Origin of the sequence: Halomonas sp. DP8Y7-3 (genome assembly GCF_019801675.1) — a bacterium.
In the GTDB taxonomy this organism is placed as follows: domain Bacteria; phylum Pseudomonadota; class Gammaproteobacteria; order Pseudomonadales; family Halomonadaceae; genus Halomonas; species Halomonas litopenaei_A.
On record NZ_JAHVIO010000004.1, the window covers coordinates 414,706 to 431,267 of the forward strand.

General features: G+C 60.4%; 17 protein-coding genes. All 17 read right to left on the bottom strand.

The window, feature by feature from the left end:
• Positions 1 to 10: 10 nt before the first annotated feature.
• Positions 11 to 1,384, bottom strand: coding sequence for a magnesium transporter (gene mgtE, locus KUV86_RS07035; protein ID WP_222484212.1), 1,374 nt, complete (start codon positions 1,382 to 1,384; stop codon positions 11 to 13).
• Positions 1,385 to 1,836: 452 nt separating this feature from the next.
• Complete coding sequence (locus KUV86_RS07040) at positions 1,837 to 2,262, bottom strand: F0F1 ATP synthase subunit epsilon (protein ID WP_206942059.1); 426 nt, start codon at positions 2,260 to 2,262, stop codon at positions 1,837 to 1,839.
• A gap of 24 nt (positions 2,263 to 2,286) precedes the next feature.
• Entirely contained in the window at positions 2,287 to 3,663 is a 1,377-nt protein-coding gene (gene atpD, locus KUV86_RS07045) for a F0F1 ATP synthase subunit beta (protein ID WP_206942060.1), read from the bottom strand.
• Between the two features lie 42 nt (positions 3,664 to 3,705).
• Positions 3,706 to 4,587 (bottom strand): F0F1 ATP synthase subunit gamma, encoded by an 882-nt coding sequence (atpG, locus tag KUV86_RS07050; RefSeq protein ID WP_206942061.1) that lies wholly within the window; start codon positions 4,585 to 4,587, stop codon positions 3,706 to 3,708.
• A gap of 77 nt (positions 4,588 to 4,664) precedes the next feature.
• A complete protein-coding gene (atpA, locus tag KUV86_RS07055) occupies positions 4,665 to 6,209 on the bottom strand; it encodes a F0F1 ATP synthase subunit alpha (protein WP_206942062.1) in 1,545 nt (514 codons plus the stop codon).
• A gap of 16 nt (positions 6,210 to 6,225) precedes the next feature.
• On the bottom strand, positions 6,226 to 6,765 hold the full coding sequence (locus tag KUV86_RS07060; RefSeq protein WP_206942064.1) for a F0F1 ATP synthase subunit delta: 540 nt from the start codon (positions 6,763 to 6,765) through the stop codon (positions 6,226 to 6,228).
• An 11-nt stretch (positions 6,766 to 6,776) separates the two neighbouring features.
• Positions 6,777 to 7,247, bottom strand: coding sequence for a F0F1 ATP synthase subunit B (locus tag KUV86_RS07065; RefSeq protein WP_045992711.1), 471 nt, complete (start codon positions 7,245 to 7,247; stop codon positions 6,777 to 6,779).
• A gap of 66 nt (positions 7,248 to 7,313) precedes the next feature.
• Complete coding sequence (atpE, locus tag KUV86_RS07070) at positions 7,314 to 7,562, bottom strand: F0F1 ATP synthase subunit C (RefSeq protein ID WP_045992712.1); 249 nt, start codon at positions 7,560 to 7,562, stop codon at positions 7,314 to 7,316.
• Between the two features lie 78 nt (positions 7,563 to 7,640).
• Positions 7,641 to 8,504, bottom strand: a complete 864-nt coding sequence (gene atpB / locus KUV86_RS07075; RefSeq protein ID WP_206942065.1) for a F0F1 ATP synthase subunit A — start codon at positions 8,502 to 8,504, stop codon at positions 7,641 to 7,643.
• A 13-nt stretch (positions 8,505 to 8,517) separates the two neighbouring features.
• Positions 8,518 to 8,904, bottom strand: coding sequence for a F0F1 ATP synthase subunit I (locus KUV86_RS07080; RefSeq protein ID WP_206942066.1), 387 nt, complete (start codon positions 8,902 to 8,904; stop codon positions 8,518 to 8,520).
• A gap of 248 nt (positions 8,905 to 9,152) precedes the next feature.
• Positions 9,153 to 10,076 (bottom strand): ParB/RepB/Spo0J family partition protein, encoded by a 924-nt coding sequence (locus tag KUV86_RS07085; protein WP_222484214.1) that lies wholly within the window; start codon positions 10,074 to 10,076, stop codon positions 9,153 to 9,155.
• A 53-nt stretch (positions 10,077 to 10,129) separates the two neighbouring features.
• Positions 10,130 to 10,900 (bottom strand): ParA family protein, encoded by a 771-nt coding sequence (locus KUV86_RS07090; protein WP_206942068.1) that lies wholly within the window; start codon positions 10,898 to 10,900, stop codon positions 10,130 to 10,132.
• Positions 10,901 to 10,976: 76 nt separating this feature from the next.
• Positions 10,977 to 11,645, bottom strand: coding sequence for a 16S rRNA (guanine(527)-N(7))-methyltransferase RsmG (rsmG, locus tag KUV86_RS07095; protein ID WP_222484216.1), 669 nt, complete (start codon positions 11,643 to 11,645; stop codon positions 10,977 to 10,979).
• A complete protein-coding gene (mnmG, locus tag KUV86_RS07100) occupies positions 11,642 to 13,537 on the bottom strand; it encodes a tRNA uridine-5-carboxymethylaminomethyl(34) synthesis enzyme MnmG (protein ID WP_206942070.1) in 1,896 nt (631 codons plus the stop codon). The genes rsmG and mnmG overlap by 4 nt, the downstream gene beginning before the upstream one ends.
• 527 nt (positions 13,538 to 14,064) lie before the next feature.
• Complete coding sequence (locus tag KUV86_RS07105) at positions 14,065 to 14,865, bottom strand: amino acid ABC transporter ATP-binding protein (protein ID WP_315899929.1); 801 nt, start codon at positions 14,863 to 14,865, stop codon at positions 14,065 to 14,067.
• Positions 14,866 to 14,876: 11 nt separating this feature from the next.
• A complete protein-coding gene (locus KUV86_RS07110) occupies positions 14,877 to 15,548 on the bottom strand; it encodes an amino acid ABC transporter permease (RefSeq protein ID WP_206942071.1) in 672 nt (223 codons plus the stop codon).
• A 224-nt stretch (positions 15,549 to 15,772) separates the two neighbouring features.
• Positions 15,773 to 16,528, bottom strand: coding sequence for a transporter substrate-binding domain-containing protein (locus tag KUV86_RS07115; protein ID WP_206942074.1), 756 nt, complete (start codon positions 16,526 to 16,528; stop codon positions 15,773 to 15,775).
• Between the last annotated feature and the right edge of the window lie 34 nt (positions 16,529 to 16,562).

Consider the following 16,562-nt stretch of genomic DNA (forward strand, 5'->3'; position numbering starts at 1 on the left):
AAGAGGGCCATCAAGAGCCTGTCAGTATCAGGGCGGCAATCGAGAAGTAGATGACCACACCGGAGGCATCGATCAAGGTGGTCACCAGCGGAGCAGAGGCCGTCGCTGGATCCCAGCCCAGGCGGTCCAGCACAAACGGCAGGCACATGCCCAGTAGGCTGCCAAACAGCACGATGCAGATCATGCTGATGGCGACCACCATGGCAACCGCCTCACCGCCCCGCATCACGCCGATGGGGGCCACCGCCAGCGCCATGGTCAGACCGAGCGATCCCGCGACCAGCAACTCTCGCCCCAGCAGCTTGCCCCAGTCCTTGATCCCCACATCGCCGGTCGCCATGCCACGTACCATCAAGGTGGCGGCCTGGGCACCGGCATTCCCGCCACTGCCAATTAGCAGCGGCAGAAAAAACACCAGGGTCACCTGAGCCGCGATGGTGTCCTCGAAATGGGCGATACCAGCGCCAGAAAACAGGTTACCGAACACCAACAGCACCAGCCAGGTGACCCGCTTGCGATAGAGGCTCCACAACGGCACTCGCGAAACCCCACCCTCCAGCTGGCCGATGGACATCCCCTTGTGGATATCCTCGGTGGCCTCGGACTCGACCACATCCAGCGCGTCGTCGTGGGTCACGATACCCACCAGCCGCGCGTCGCCATCAATCACCGGCAGGGCCAGCAGGTCGTAGCGTGCCACCACCCGCGCGACCTCCTCCTGCTCGGCATCCACATTGATGCTGATGACGTCACGTATCATCAGTTCATCGATGGTCGCCTGGGGCCTTGCCACCATCAGCTGACGCAACGACATGGTGCCTGCCAGACGCCCCTGTTCATCCACTACGTACAGCTGATACACGGTTTCCGCGTCGGGGGCGGTCTGGCGCACCCTCATCATGGCTCTAGAGACCGTGAGTCCCATCGGGATCGCCACATAATCCGCGGTCATCAGCGCACCAGCGGTGCCTTCTTCGTAGCTCGCAAGGCGCTTCAACGCTTCCCGCTCACGCCTGGCCATGCGGCGCAGCAGCGCCTCCTTGCGGTCGTCTCCCAGCACCTTGAACAGATCGGCTCGCTCATCGGACCCCATCTTGTCGAGGATGCGCGACAACCAGGCATCCTCTACCCGCCCCGCCATTTCATCCTGGGCATCGTTCGGCAGGTGTCCAAAAACGCTGGCCTGGCGCTCCATGGGCAGGCTCTTGAGCAGCGCCAAGGCGCTATCCACCTGGGCCTCATCTTCCAGCATCTGCTCGAGGATATCCGCCAGATCAGCCGACCGTACCTGAGGCAAGCGGGCGTCCAGCGCCTCACTGTCACCTTGCGCCAGGGCCGCCAACAGGGCCTGCTGGTGCTGCATCAAGGAAGCAGTCAATGTCATGGGCGTCTCCTTGGGCGTGACAGAAAGAGGCCTGAATGTGGCGCTGCGACGTGCCGTGCGGCCTATGCGCAGACCCGGGGCGTGGCAACATGCTTCAACCAGCGTGCTCGGTGGCAAGGGCAGTGGCATGAGCCGTGACATGATCGGCGACACGGCCGTCTTGGAGGACTCGCCATGCTGTCAGCACCTGCCGGGAGGCATGCTGCCCCAGAGCATTAAACGAAAGTCGATATGATGCCACGCTCTCGTGACAAAAGCGCTCCAGCAACGCAGATCTACCGGCACTGATCATGAGCAAGGACTGCGCATAAGCCGTCTCGTCGCCCTTCGTGCCCTGCTCCAGCAGCCGCTCCGTCAGCCACCCTGGCGGCGACCACCTTACCCAGCAAAAAAACGCCCCCCGAGTGGAGACCACTCGGGGGGCGGGGGCTTGCTTGCCGGGGCGCGAGCGGTTAGCTCTTGCCAGCCTTGCGACGCAGCTGCTGGATGGTACGCAGCTGAGCCATGGCCTCGGAAAGCTCCGCTGCGGCACGGGTGTAATCCATTTCCGCAGACTTGTCTTCCATGGCCTTCAGGGCCTGCTTGCGCGCCTCTTCGGCGGACGCCTCATCCAGATCGGATGCGCGAACCGCTGTATCGGCCAGCACGATCACCTTCTCGGGCTGCACTTCGATAAAACCGCCGGAGACGTAGTAGTTCTCCTCGCGGCCTTCGTTGAGCACGCGCACGGGACCAGGTGCCAACTCGGTCAGCAGCGGCGTGTGGCCGGCCAGGATACCAAGATCCCCCAGGATGCCAGCCGCCACCACCTGCTCGGCGCTACCGGAGTAGACCGAGCCTTCGGCACTGACGATCTCGCATTGGATGGTTTTCGTCATGATGACGTCTCCCGGTTAGAGGGATTACTTCATCTGGTTGGCTTTCTCGACGGCCTCGTCGATGGTGCCGACCATGTAGAAGGCCTGCTCGGGCAGCTCGTCGTACTCGCCGTCAAGGATGCCCTGGAAGCCACGAATGGTTTCCTTCAGGGACACGTACTTGCCCGGAGAGCCGGTGAAGACCTCAGCAACGAAGAACGGCTGCGACAGGAAGCGCTGAATCTTACGCGCCCGTGCCACGATCTGCTTGTCTTCGTCGGACAGCTCGTCCATCCCCAGGATGGCGATGATGTCCTTGAGCTCCTTGTAACGCTGGAGCACGCCCTGCACACCGCGAGCCACGTTGTAGTGCTCGTCGCCCACGACCAGCGGATCGAGCTGGCGAGAGGTGGAGTCCAGCGGGTCGATGGCCGGGTAGATACCCAGCTCGGCGATGGAGCGCGCCAGTACGACCGTGGCATCCAGGTGCGAGAAGGTGGTGGCCGGAGACGGATCGGTCAAGTCATCCGCAGGCACGTAGACGGCCTGGACGGAGGTGATGGAGCCCGTCTTGGTGGAGGTGATACGCTCCTGCAGAACGCCCATCTCCTCGGCCAGCGTCGGCTGATAACCCACCGCAGACGGCATACGGCCGAGCAGTGCGGATACTTCAGTACCGGCCAGGGTGTAACGATAGATGTTGTCGACGAACAGCAGAACGTCACGACCTTCGTCACGGAACTTCTCGGCGATGGTCAGACCGGTCAGCGCGACGCGCAGACGGTTGCCGGGCGGCTCGTTCATCTGGCCATAGACCAGTGCCACCTTGTCGAGAACGTTGGATTCCTGCATCTCGTGATAGAAGTCGTTACCTTCACGAGTACGCTCACCAACACCGGCAAACACGGAGTAACCGCTGTGCTCGGTGGCGATGTTACGAATCAGTTCCATCATGTTGACGGTCTTGCCGACACCGGCACCGCCGAACAGACCGACCTTACCGCCCTTGGCAAACGGACACACCAGGTCGATGACCTTGATACCCGTCTCGAGCAGTTCGTTGGTCGCTGCCTGGTCCGCATAGCCCGGAGCTCCGCGGTGGATCGGCATACGTTCCTGCTCGCCGATGTCACCCGCTTCATCGATCGGCTCGCCCAGCACGTTCATGATCCGGCCCAGGGTTTCCTGGCCCACCGGAACAGAAATTGCCGCACCGGTGTTCTCGGTGTTCATGCCGCGCTTGAGCCCTTCGGTAGAGCCCATGGCGATGCAGCGCACCACGCCGTCACCCAGCTGCTGCTGGACTTCGAGGATGGTTTCCTTGTCGGAGACCTTCAGCGCGTCGTAGACCTTGGGCACGTCGTCCCGCGGAAACTCTACGTCAATCACCGCGCCGATGATTTGTACGATACGTCCGCTCATCTTGGTTCCTCTCTAAAACCTGCAAATGAAACCTGCATACCTTTAAACAGCGGCGGCACCGCCAACGATCTCGGAGATTTCCTGGGTAATGGCCGCCTGACGGGCCTTGTTGTACACCAGCTCCAGATCATCGATGAGGTTGCCCGCGTTGTCGGTCGCGCTCTTCATGGCAACCATGCGTGCCGCCTGCTCGCACGCTGTGTTCTCGACCACTGCCTGATACACCTGCGCTTCCACGTAGCGCACGAGCAGGCTGTCGAGCAGCGCCTTGGCATCCGGCTCATACAGGTAGTCCCAACTGTTGGGACGTTTGTTCTCGTCGTCATCCTCGACCTTGGCGGTGTCCTCGGTCAGCGGAAGCAGCTGACGGACGACCGGCTTCTGGGTCATGGTGTTGACGAATTCGTTGTGCACGACGTAAAGACGATCCAGATTGCCTGCATCGTAGGCATCCAGCATCACCTTCACGCTACCGATCAGATCATCAAGACTCGGCGACTCGCCGAGGCCGCTCTTGGCCGCGACCAGACTTCCACCGTACTTGCGGAAGAAGCTGCTGGCCTTGCTGCCAAGGGCACAGAAGTCGAGCTCAGCGCCCTTCTCGTGCCATGCCTGGGCATCCTTGACCGTCGCCTTGAACAGGTTGACGTTCAAGCCGCCGCAGAGACCGCGATCGCTGGAGACGACGATGTAACCGACGCGCTTGGCCTCACGCTCTTCCATCCACGGATGCTTGTACTCCGGGTTGGCCTGGGCGAGATGACCCACCACGTAACGGATCTGTTCGGCATAAGGCTTGCTTGCCGACATCCGTTCCTGGGTCTTGCGCATCTTCGACGCCGCCACCATCTGCATCGCATTAGTGATCTTCTGCGTGTTCTTGATGCTCGCAATCTGCGTGCGAATCTCTTTTCCGACTGCCATGGCGATCTACCCTTGTTCGGTGACCCTCAGAATCCTGTTCGACCAGCTGGCCCGCCGTCAGGCGGGCCAGAGGGCGCTTACCAGCTCTGAGAAGACTTGAACTTCTGGAGACCTTGCTTCAGGCCGTCCTTGATCTCGTCGTTGTAGTCGCCGGACTCGTTGATCTTGTCGATCAAGGCGCCATGCTCGGACTTCATGTACTCATGCAGCGCATGCTCGAAGTCCAGCACCTTGTTGACGTCGACGTCATCGAGGAAGCCCTCGTTGGCGGCAAACAGAGAGATGGCCATCTCGGCAACCGACATAGGCGAGTACTGCTTCTGCTTCATCAGCTCGGTAACGCGCTGACCGTGCTCGAGCTGCTTGCGGGTCGCTTCGTCCAGGTCGGAGGCGAACTGGGAGAAGGCCGCGAGCTCGCGGTACTGGGCCAACGCCAGACGGACGCTGCCGCCGAGCTTCTTGATGATCTTGGTCTGAGCAGAACCACCCACACGAGATACCGACAGACCAGCGTTGATGGCCGGACGGATACCCGAGTTGAACAGGTCGGTCTCGAGGAAGATCTGACCGTCGGTGATGGAGATCACGTTGGTCGGAACGAACGCAGACACGTCACCGGCCTGGGTCTCGATGATCGGCAGAGCGGTCAGCGAGCCCGTCTTGCCCTTCACTTCACCATTGGTGAACTTCTCGACATAGTCGGCGTTCACGCGAGCGGCACGCTCGAGCAGGCGAGAGTGGAGGTAGAAGACGTCACCAGGGAAGGCTTCACGGCCCGGCGGACGACGCAGCAGCAGAGACACCTGGCGGTACGCCACGGCCTGCTTGGACAGGTCATCATAGACGATCAGGGCATCTTCGCCGCGGTCACGGAAGTACTCACCCATGGTGCAGCCGGAGTAGGCGGCCAGGAACTGCATCGGGGCCGGGTCGGCGGCGCCGGCAGCAACCACGATGGTGTGCTCCATGGCGCCGTGCTCTTCGAGCTTGCGCACCACGTTGGCGATGGTCGACTGCTTCTGACCGATGGCCACGTAGACACAGGTAACACCAGTGCCTTTCTGGTTGATGATGGCATCGATGGCGATCGCCGACTTACCAATCTGGCGGTCACCGATGATCAGCTCACGCTGACCACGGCCGATCGGCACCATGGCGTCGATGGACTTGAAACCGGTCTGGATCGGCTCGTCAACGGACTGACGAGTGATGACGCCAGGCGCGACCTTCTCGACCGCGTCGGTTTCCTTGGTGCCCAGGTCGCCCTTGCCGTCGATGGGGTTACCGAGGGCGTCGACCACGCGACCACGCAGCTCGGGGCCCACCGGCACCTCGAGGATGCGGCCGGTGCACTGGGCAGTCATGCCCTCTTCCAGCTGCAGGTAATCACCCAGGACCACGGCACCGACATTGTCGCGCTCGAGGTTCAGGGTCATCCCGAAGATGCCGCCGGGGAATTCGATCATCTCACCGAACATTGCGTCGGCGAGGCCGTGAATCTGCACGATACCGTCAGACACGCTGACGATCGTACCCTGATTACGGGCTTCGGATGCGACGTCAAGCTTCTCAATGCGCTGCTTGATGATGTCGCTGATCTCGGAAGGATTCAGTTGCTGCATGCCATGTCCCTCAGACTCAGGCGGAAAGGGCTTCCTGGAGGCGGTTCAATCGACCGCGTACCGAACCGTCAATGACGGTGTCGCCGGCACGCAGGATCACGCCGCCCAGGAGCGTCTTGTCCACCTGAGTGGTAATGGAGATTTCGCGGTTCAGACGCTTGGCCAGTGCACTCGCGAGCGATTGTTCCTGGGCTTCGGCCAGCGGAAAGGCAGAGACAATCTCCACCTCGACCCGCTTTTCCTGCTGGGCCTTGAGCACCTCGAACTGCTCGGCGATGGCGCCGAGCGCCGTCAGGCGACCCTTTTGGCCGACCAGACGAACGAAGTTCTTGAGGTCGTCATTGACGGCGTCACCACAGACGTCGACGACAACATCAGCCTTCTGTGCGCTGGACAGCTTGGGGTTGCCGAGCACTCGGCCGCGCATGTCGTCATCGCTGACGACCTGCGCGACGCGGGCCAGCATGCCGGACCAGTCCTCGAGCGCGTCCTTGGCCACGGCGTGCTCAAAGGCAGCCTTGGCGTATGGGCGAGCGATAGTTGACGTTTCCGCCATGGGGCACCTCCTCAGAGCTCTTTGGCGAGTTTGTCGACGATGGCAGCGTGCTGCTTCTCGTCGATGGAGGACTCCAGAATTCGCTCAGCGCCCAGCACCGCCAGGCGTGACACTTGTGCGCGCAGATCTTCTTTCGCGCGTGCCACTTCCTGCTCGATTTCAGACTTGGCCTTGGCAATCATGCGCTCGCCTTCGAGGCGGGCGTCTTCGCGTGCCTGTTCGAGCTTCTGGTTGGCCTGTTTCTGGGCCTGTTCCAGGATCTCGGCCGCCTCTTGCTTGCTCTTGCGCAGAGTCTCGTCGGCCTCTTTCTCGGCCACTTCGAGATCCCGCGCCGCACGGCTGGCAGCATCCAGGCCATCGGCGATCTTCTTCTGGCGTTCCTGCAGAGCTTGCATGACCGGCGGCCAAATAAACTTCATGCAGAACCAGACGAAGAACGCAAAGGCGATAGCCTGGCCGACTAGGGTAAGGTTCAGGTTCACGCCAGCACCTCTCGCGTTACGGGTTTGGGGTTAAGGGTTCGACGGCTCATGACGAGCGGTCGGACATTAACCGACAAACGGGTTAGCGAAGGTGAAGAACAGCGCGATACCCACACCGATCATGGTCACGGCGTCCAGCAGGCCGGCGACGATGAACATCTTGACCTGCAGCATCGGAACCATTTCCGGCTGACGTGCAGCGCCTTCCAGGAACTTGCCGCCGAGGATACCGAAGCCGATAGCGGTACCGAGGGCACCCAGGCCGATCAGCAGGGACACGGCGATGGCGGTCATACCCAGAACTTGTGCTTCCATGGTGGTCTCTCCAGTTTTTAGTTGAAACTAAGGTTTATCAGTGGGTTAGGGTTAAGGGTTAGGGGTAATGCGAAACCGTCAGTGCTTTTCCACCGCCATGCTCATGTAGACGATGGTCAGCATCATGAAGATGAAGGCCTGCAGGGTGATGACCAGAATGTGGAACACCGCCCAGGTGAAGTGCAGCGGCAGCTGCCACAGGCCAATCATGGCGATCAGGATGAAGATCAGCTCACCGGCGTAGAGGTTGCCGAACAGTCGCAGGGCCAGGGAAATCGGCTTGGCCAGCAGGGTCACGAACTCCAGCAGGAAGTTGACCGGGATGAACAGCGCCTGAACCAGCTTGTTCGGTGAGTTGAACGGGTGCAGGGTCAGCTCGCCAATGAAGCCGGAGAAGCCCTTGGTGCGAATGGTGTAGAAGATGATCAGGCCAAACACCGACAGCGCCATGCCCAGGGTGGCATTGACGTCAGTGGTCGGCACCACCTTGAAGTAGACGTGGGCAGGATCGGCTCCGAACATGGCGCCAATCTTGGCCGCCAGCATCGGCAGGAAGTCTACCGGCACCAGGTCCATGAGGTTCATCAGGAACACCCAGCAGAAGATCGTCAGCGCCAGCGGCGCGATCAGCTTGCTCTTGCCGTGGAAGGTGTCCTTGACCGAGTTGTCGACGAACTCGACCATCAGCTCGACAAAGTTCTGCAGCGCGCCAGGCACACCGGTGGTCGCCGTGTTGGCGGCCTTCTTGAACAGCCACAGGAAGATCAGGCCCAGGCCCACGGACCAGCCCAGCGTGTCCAGGTGAACGGCCCAGAAGCCCATGTCGGACGCTTCCTGAGCGGAATGCGCGATGGACCAGCCATTGTCGGGATGCAGCCCGAAGGTCAGGTTCTGCAGGTGGTGCTGGATATATTCCGTAGGGGTCGGATTCGTGCCTGCCATGTCTGCCTCGTTGTCAGGTGTGCGACGGTCGTTTCACTAGCCAGGGCCCCAGCCAATGAACGAACAGCGTCACCACATAAGCGCCAAAGAAAAAAGTCGGGTTTGAGGGAGGCACTGCGATGAACACTAGAGTGAACAGCGCCGCCGTCAAACCGAACTTGCCGGCTTCCGCACGATAGAAATTGTTGACGATGATCTTTGAATGACGCGCCCCTTGCGTGCGGAACACACACCAGGCAAAGAACACGTTGGGCAGGAAGGCCACAAGCCCACCCAGGGCCGCAGAGGATGTCCCCGGCACACCGCTGGTCACAGCGGCAACCGCGCTGATCAGCGCAACGGTGGCAAGCTGCACCATCAGCAGACGCTGCACCTGGGGTCGTTGAATCCTGGCCGCCAAGTGATTCTCCCGACGCGCCGCATTGCGCGCATTCAATATTCATCGTGTTGTCGGCGACAGACCACCGACAGACTCCGGCGCGATTATAGGGAAGCCCCCTTGGGGCTTCAACCAAAGACGCAACGATTTGTCGTCACTTCGCGCTGGCTTACGACCAAATGCGGAGAACTGGTCGCTAAAGTTGTTAGCGACCTAAGTGGTTTACTGCGCGAAATCGCACACACCTATGCCGCGCCTATCCGCTCTCTTCAGCGAATATGCTCGAGGATGCCATCCAGCTCATCCAGGCTGGAGTACTGGATCGTCACCTTGCCCTTGCCCGCCTTGCCGTGACTGATCTTGACCGGTGCACCGAGCAGGTCCGCCAGGCGCGTCTCCAGCCGCGACACGTCCTGCTGTGGAGATGCCTTGGCCGCCTTTGGCTTGCCGCTGGCCAGTTGCTTCACCAGTGCTTCGGTGGCACGCACGGTCAAATCCTTGTTGACCACTTCGTGAGCCGCCTTGCGTTGTTTGGCCGCAGGCAGCGACAGCAGCGCACGGGCATGCCCCATATCAAGATCACCGCGCTCAAGCAGGGTCTGGACTTCGCCATCCAGGGTCAGCAGGCGCAACAGGTTGGTGACCTGGGCGCGGGAGCGCCCCACGGCGTCGGCCACCTGCTGCTGGGTCAACTCGAATTCATCGAGCAGGCGCTTGAGCGCCAACGCTTCTTCGACCGGGTTGAGGTTCTCGCGCTGGATGTTCTCGATCAGCGCCAGCGCCAGCGCCACCTCGTCGGAGACGTCGCGGATGACCGCAGGAATCACATCCAGCTCAGCCAACTGCGAGGCACGCCAGCGGCGTTCACCGGCAATGATCTCGTAGCGATCGGTGCCAATAGGGCGAACGACAATAGGCTGCATCACGCCCTGGGCGCGGATCGAGTCAGCCAGCTCCTCCAACGCCTCAGGCTGAATGTCGCGCCTGGGCTGATACTTTCCTCGGCTGAGCTGTCCCAGCGGCAGGCGTTCAAGTCGTTCTTCCGCCATGGCCGGCGCGACAGCATCGGCGCCGCCATCCTCGGCTTCCATCAATTCAGCGTCGACCTCGGGAAGATCCAGGCTTTCACGGCGTCTGGCGCCCGCCCCGATCAGCGCGTCCAAACCCCGTCCCAGGGCGCGTTTGCGTGTCATCGATTCATCCTCATCACAGCACGCTTTGAAAAGTCGACCGTCCCGCCGCGCGGCTACAGTGACAACCGGCGAATCAATTCCTTGGCAAGTACCCGGTGGGCCTGGCTACCCCTTGAAAAGCGCGCGTACTTGGTGACAGGCAGGCCATGACTGGGCGCTTCGGCAACCCGCACGTTACGCGGTATCGTCGTCTTCAGCAGGGCATCACCGAAGTAGTCACGCAGCTGCTTGCTGACGTCTCGCGTCAAGCTATTGCGGGCGTCGAACATGGTGCGCAGGATGCCATAGATTTCGAGCCCCGGATTCACGCTGTCCTTGATCTGTTCAACCGTGTCCAGCAGCGCCGACAGCCCTTCGAGAGCATAGAACTCACACTGCAGCGGAATCAGTACCCCGTCCGCTGCCGTCAGCGCATTGACGGTCAGCATGTTCAATGACGGCGGGCAGTCGATCATGACCACGTCATACTCGCCTGCCACCTCGGACAATGCCTTGCCCAGGGCACGCTCGCGCCCTTCTCCACGGTCCAGCAGCTCAACCTCGGCAGCGGTCAGATCACCATTGCCCGGAAGCAGCGCATAGCCCGCCTCTGGGCAGTCAAGGATGACTTCCACGGGGCGCTTGTCGCCCAGGATGACGTCCAGCACGCTGCCTTCGAGGCTATGCTTATCAACGCCACTGCCCATGGTGGCGTGCCCCTGGGGATCAAGATCGACCAGCAGCACCCGGCGATCGAGCGCCGCCAGGCTGGCGGCCAGATTGACGGCAGAGGTGGTCTTGCCGACCCCACCCTTCTGGTTGGTCAAGGCGATGATTTTCGTCACGACGTCATCCTTGCGTGGAAATTCTCGGGTGGCAGGCCAGCCAAATTGGGCCCGACAGGTCGTTCCAAGGTTGAGCCTAGCGATCCCCGGCGTCGGGTTCCAGCATAACCAGTTCTCGTCCCCCATCGGCGAACGGCACTCTCAACGGATGACGTGACAACACGCGAATATCATCATCCAGCCGCTCAAGCTCGCCATCTACTGCCGGTCCTTTCATGGCCAGCCACTGGCCGCTAGGCGCCAGCAGGCTGCGTGTCATGCCGATGAAATCCTCGAGACTGGCGAAGGCACGGGAGATCAATTGGTCGTAACCGCCCGCTGGCGGCGCAAAGGACTCCACTCGGGCCTGGATCGGGGTCACCCGGGTCAACCCCAGCTCCATCACTGCCTGGCGCTGAAAGCGAACCTTCTTGCCGTTGCTGTCGAGCAGACTGATGTCCAGATCAGGTCTGAGTATTGCCAGTACCAGCCCCGGAAGACCGGGCCCAGCGCCGACATCCAGGATCCGCGGCCCCTCGACCCAGGGCAGCACGGCAGCGCTGTCCAGCAGATGGCGGGACACCATTTCCAGGGGGTCTCGCACCGCGGTGAGGTTATAGGCCCGATTCCACTTGTGCAACAAGACGACCAGGGCGACCAGATGATCGACCTGGTAGGGGCTGACGGCAATCTCGAGGGTCTTGAGACCCTCGACCAAGCGGGCGCGCAGACGCCCCTCCAGCGCGCTATCGATGGACGCTGTCATCCTGTCACCACTTTCTGATCATCCAGCAGCCGACGCTTCTTGAGATGGATCAGCAGGATCGACACCGCAGCAGGGGTCACCCCACTGATGCGTCCGGCCTGAGCCAGGGTCTCGGGCCGCGCTTCCGCCAGCTTCTGGCGAATCTCGTGGGACAACCCTTCGACGCGGGCGTAATCGAGATCTGCCGGCAGTGCCATGGATTCGTGGCGCTTGAGCTTGTCGATCTCGTCCTGCTGACGATCGATATAGCCTTGATACTTGGCCTGAATCTGAACCTGTTCGGCCACGGTGTCGTCACTGACAGGATCTCCCTTGGCACCCGCCACATCGGCATATCCAAGCTCGGGACGCTTGAGCAGATCCATCAGGCTGTATTCGCGACCAAGGGGTTTGCCGGTGACGCTTTCGATCGACTTCGCCGCATCGCTGCCAGGCTGAACCCAAGTGGCTTTCAAGCGTGCACTTTCCCGCTCTACCGCCTCGCGCTTCTCGCTGAAACGGGACCAGCGCTCGTCGTCGACCAGTCCCAGTTCACGGCCGTGTTCGGTCAATCGCATATCGGCATTGTCTTCCCGCAGCAGCAGCCGGTATTCGGCGCGGGAGGTGAACATGCGATAGGGCTCCTTGGTGCCCATGGTGATCAGGTCATCCACCAGCACCCCCAGATACGCTTCATCGCGTCTCGGGCACCAGGCTTCCAGGGATTTCGCCCGACGGGCGGCGTTCAAGCCTGCCAATAGCCCCTGGGCACCGGCTTCTTCGTAGCCGGTGGTGCCATTGATCTGGCCGGCAAAAAACAGGTTGTGGATAAATTTGGTTTCCAGCGAGTGCTTCAGATCCCGCGGATCGAAGAAGTCATACTCGATGGCATAGCCCGGGCGTGTGATGTGCGCACGCTCGAGGCCCTCGATGGAACGGACCACCTGGAGCTGGACGTCGAAGGGCAGCGAGGTAGAAATACCATTTGGGTATAGCTCGTGCGTATCCAGTCCTTCGGGTTCAATGAAGACCTGGTGGCTGTTCTTGTCAGCGAAACGGTGGACCTTGTCTTCAATGGATGGGCAGTAGCGAGGACCGACGCCCTCGATCACTCCCGAAAACATCGGCGAGCGATCGAGATTGTTGAAGATGATCTCGTGGGTCCGCTCATTGGTGTGCGCAATGTGGCAACTGACCTGACGAGGATGCATCTCCCGCGAACCGAGATAGGACATCACCGGCGTTGGGGCATCACCCGGCTGTTCCTCGAGTCGAGCGAAATCAACGCTCTTGGCATCAATACGCGGTGGTGTCCCTGTCTTGAGTCGGTCAACCCGGAAGGGCAAAGCGCGAAGACGTTCTGCCAATGCGTTGGAGGGCGGGTCGCCAGCGCGGCCACCGCGGCTGTTGTCCAAGCCGATGTGAATGACCCCTCCGAGGAAGGTTCCGGTGCACAGCACGACGGTGTCTGACAGGAAACGCAGCCCGGTTTCGGTAACCACGCCACGTACCGTGTCCTGTTCGACGATCAGATCACCGGCAGCCTGCTGAAACAGCGTCAGATTCGGCTGATTTTCCAGCATTCCACGAATCGCAGCCTTGTAGCGCACGCGATCGGCCTGAGCACGAGTGGCGCGCACCGCGGGTCCCTTGCGTGCATTCAGCACACGGAACTGGATACCGCCCAGGTCCGTCGCCAAGCCCATGGCGCCGCCGAGAGCGTCGATTTCCTTGACCAAATGACTCTTGCCGATCCCACCAATAGCGGGATTGCAGGACATTTGACCAAGGGTCTCGATGTTGTGTGTCAACAGCAGGGTCTGGCAACCCATGCGGGCAGAGGCCAGGGCAGCTTCCGTTCCAGCATGGCCACCGCCGATGACGATGACGTCAAAGCGGTCGGGATACTCCAAGGTTCACCTCGTTCGGCGCAGCGCGCCAGCGTCGGAAATGATGGGTCATGCAAAAATTAGCCCGCCAGTATAAACCCTCCTGTGGGTAAACGTCAGGGTTTTCCACACCCTCGTCGGCCAGATCCTCACTTGGTTTTTCTCCTATAAAAAAATAAGAAGAATAAGAAAGGAAGTTCTGTAGTGGTAGTAACTACTGGTGTGGACAAAATTTGTGGAAAACCTATAAAACCCTAATTGTTACAATAGCTTGAAATGTTGATCGATTGTTGGACAAGAGGCGTACCAGCTCTTGACGCCATGTTCTTAGGCTGTGGATGAAAGCCGAGGTTGCCCACAAGCGTGAGGGTCCACGTGTTATCCACCGTGCTCAGGCAGCGTTGTCCTCGTGACGGTGAACATTTCAGCGGATACCTCGTAGTCGGCGCCATGACTGGGTTAGCGGCGAATGCGTAAAAAAGTTGTCCACAGCCAAAAAAACGCCCTGTCGATATCTCGACAGGGCGTTTTCAGTGCTTCAGGAAGCGTTGTCAGTGCTTGAGTACCCGTGACAGGAAGCTCTGGGTACGCTCATTTTGCGGGTTGTCGAAGATATCTTCAGGCTTGCCTTGCTCCACGATTTCACCCTTGTGGATGTAGATGACCCGATCGGCGACCTCGCGAGCGAAGCCCATCTCATGGGTCACGATCATCATGGTCATGCCCTCCTTGGCGAGCTCACGCATGGCGTCCAGGACCTCACCGATCATCTCCGGATCGAGTGCAGAGGTGGGCTCGTCGAAGAGCATCAGGCGCGGCTCCATGGCCAGTGCTCGGGCCAGAGCGACGCGCTGTTGCTGGCCGCCTGACAGCTGTGTCGGATACTTGCTTGCCTGGTCCTTGATCCCGACCCTGTCCAGCAAGCGCTCAGCCGTCGCCTCAGCGGCATCTCGCGCCATGTTGCGCACTTTCATCGGCGCCAGAGTGACGTTGTCACGGACGCTTAAGTGCGGAAACAGATTGAATTGCTGGAAGACCATGCCGACTTCGGTGCGGATCGTCTGCAGGGCGCGACTGGCCTTGCCATGGGGCTTGAGATCGTTGCCATCGACGCGCAGCTCGCCCTGCTGGAATTCTTCCAGGCCATTGACGCAGCGAATCAAGGTCGACTTGCCGGAGCCACTGGCGCCGATGATCACGACCACTTCTCCCTGCGCCACTTCAAGGTCGATGTTCTTGAGCACGTGCAGGGAGCCAAAGTGCTTGTTCAACTTGCCAATGCGGACGATGGGCTCGCCCTGGGGCATCGAAGCAGAAGACTGAGAAGCTTGGGACTGACGGTGATTTTCCATATGACGGCTCCTCACTGACCCACCAGGCCCTTGCGCTCAAGCATGCGCAGGGCAAACGACAAGGATAGGGTGATGGCGAGATACATGAGTGCCACCATCAAATAGACCTCCAGTGCGGTGAAGGTCGTCGCGATATAGATCTGGCCCTGACGTACCAGTTCTCCGACACCGATGACCGCGAACAGAGAGGTGTCCTTGATGCTGATGATGGCCTGGTTGCCGAGAGCAGGGATCATGCGTCTGAATGCCTGTGGCCAGATGATGTAGCGGAAGGTCTGGCGCTGTGACAGGCCAAGAGACAGTCCCGCTTCGCCCTGGCCGCGTTCGATGGACTGAACGCCTCCGCGCACGATTTCCGAGATATAGGCGCCTGAGTTGACGGCGATGGCAGCAATACCGGCGGTAATGGCATCGATGGGGCCTCCCAGCAGGCTGGGCAGGCCGTAAAAGATAAACAGGACCTGAACCAGCACGGGCGTGCCACGGAAGATCTCGATATAGGCCACCGCAGGAATGCGTAGCCATGCGTGTCGCGAGATTCTTAACAGACCAAAGATGATGCCGATGATAAAACCGATGGCGAGACCACCGAAGGAGATCATCAGCGTGTAGGGGATGCCGGTCAGCAGCTGAGGAATGGAGGACAGGGCTGCCGACCAGTCGAATTGAAAATTGACGTCCACGAGTGGGTCTCCGTCATGCTTATGAGATCAGGACAAGGCCGCTTGCCTTGACGCGAGGGTCGAGACTGCGCCTCGAAGTGACGTCCGGGCAGGATCGAAAAGGGCCGGTATGGCTCCGGCCCCTGGAAAGCACTGTCCTCTCGCCATCACGTTACTGCCTAGACGCTGGGCAGCCCCGTCGCGGGCAATTGGCCAGTGCTTTCACCGCGTTAAGCGGGTCTATGTCACTCGCTAGGAGCGCCGAACCACTTGGTGTGAATCTCGTCGTAGGTGCCGTCTTCCTTCATGGCTGCCAGCGCCTCGTTGACCGGCTCGACCCACTCGCTGCCCTTGACGAAGACAATGCCGTATTGCTGGCCTTCATAGAGCGGGCCTACGACCTTGACCTTGCCTTCGCCACGAGTCTGAGAGAAGTAGCCGACATTGGGCGCATCGTAGAAGGCGGCATCGACGCTACCTCCCAGCAAGGCCATGTACATGTCAGGAGTGCCCGGATACGGCGTGATCTCGGCATCTTCGCCCAGGTTTTCCTGCAGGAAGTCGTAGCTGGTAGAGCCGATCTTGGTGCCGATTCGCATTCCGGCGAGGTCGCCAATCTCTGCCACGCCTTCCTCGTCGGCGCTGACCAGAATCTTGAGACCGGAATCATAGTAGGCATCGGAAAAGTCGACGATTTCAGCGCGCTCATCGGTGATGGTGATGCCCGCAATCGCGATGTCGACATTGCCGGTCTGGACGGCTGGGATGATGCCGTTGAAGTCCATGGTGCGCAGTTCGTAGTCGAAGCCGGCACGCTCGGCCAGTTCCTTGATGATATCCATATCGAAACCGACCATTTCGCCGGTTTCCTGATCCATCATCTCGAACGGTACGAAGCTGGGATCGGTGGCCACGTTCAGGGTCTCGGCCTGGGCGGTACCGATGATACCGAAGGTCATCAGGGCAGAGGCCAGTGCAGCAGAGGTAAGGGCGGTTTTCATGGTTTTCCCCAGTTGACGTTATTGTGAAATCCGT

What these genes read in the sequence shown, in the direction of transcription:
- mgtE (WP_222484212.1), bottom strand. Translation starts at nt 1,384, where the DNA reads ATGACATTGACTGCTTCCTTGATGCAGCACCAGCAGGCCCTGTTGGCG.
- KUV86_RS07040 (WP_206942059.1), bottom strand. Translation starts at nt 2,262, where the DNA reads ATGACGAAAACCATCCAATGCGAGATCGTCAGTGCCGAAGGCTCGGTC.
- atpD (WP_206942060.1), bottom strand. Translation starts at nt 3,663, where the DNA reads ATGAGCGGACGTATCGTACAAATCATCGGCGCGGTGATTGACGTAGAG.
- atpG (WP_206942061.1), bottom strand. Translation starts at nt 4,587, where the DNA reads ATGGCAGTCGGAAAAGAGATTCGCACGCAGATTGCGAGCATCAAGAAC.
- atpA (WP_206942062.1), bottom strand. Translation starts at nt 6,209, where the DNA reads ATGCAGCAACTGAATCCTTCCGAGATCAGCGACATCATCAAGCAGCGC.
- KUV86_RS07060 (WP_206942064.1), bottom strand. Translation starts at nt 6,765, where the DNA reads ATGGCGGAAACGTCAACTATCGCTCGCCCATACGCCAAGGCTGCCTTT.
- atpE (WP_045992712.1), bottom strand. Translation starts at nt 7,562, where the DNA reads ATGGAAGCACAAGTTCTGGGTATGACCGCCATCGCCGTGTCCCTGCTG.
- atpB (WP_206942065.1), bottom strand. Translation starts at nt 8,504, where the DNA reads ATGGCAGGCACGAATCCGACCCCTACGGAATATATCCAGCACCACCTG.
- KUV86_RS07085 (WP_222484214.1), bottom strand. Translation starts at nt 10,076, where the DNA reads ATGACACGCAAACGCGCCCTGGGACGGGGTTTGGACGCGCTGATCGGG.
- rsmG (WP_222484216.1), bottom strand. Translation starts at nt 11,645, where the DNA reads ATGACAGCGTCCATCGATAGCGCGCTGGAGGGGCGTCTGCGCGCCCGC.
- KUV86_RS07105 (WP_315899929.1), bottom strand. Translation starts at nt 14,865, where the DNA reads ATGGAAAATCACCGTCAGTCCCAAGCTTCTCAGTCTTCTGCTTCGATG.
- KUV86_RS07115 (WP_206942074.1), bottom strand. Translation starts at nt 16,528, where the DNA reads ATGAAAACCGCCCTTACCTCTGCTGCACTGGCCTCTGCCCTGATGACC.